At 30.0% G+C, this 300-nt stretch carries 1 pseudogene; it reads right to left on the reverse strand.

What is annotated here, in order from left to right:
• Positions 1 to 300: pseudogene (locus tag RTW80_RS28540) on the reverse strand (hypothetical protein); the annotation flags it as partial.

The following is a 300-nucleotide window of genomic DNA, read 5'->3' on the forward strand; positions in this document are numbered from 1 at the left end:
CATGTTAGTAAAAACTTTATGATATGGTTCATTTTCGATTAATACTAAATTTTCGAAATCATTAGTACCACCATCATCTAGAGATAGTTTATGGTGAACATTATAATTTAGAGGAACATTGCACTTTCTCATTCTTAAAAGGTCTTCGGCGTTGAATCGTCCAGATGCTTCTGAGGTTTTTGCAAGTTTGATAAGAAAATTTTTTCTTACAGTTTTATTAAACTCCTTTCGTAAGTTAGCTAAGTCTTTTGAAGGTCTCTTAATGTATATTATTTCTATTATGTCTATACCATCAAGAAG

The sequence above is a fragment of the Escherichia sp. AM3 genome (assembly GCF_032029835.1).
GTDB lineage: Bacteria > Pseudomonadota > Gammaproteobacteria > Enterobacterales > Enterobacteriaceae > Escherichia > Escherichia coli.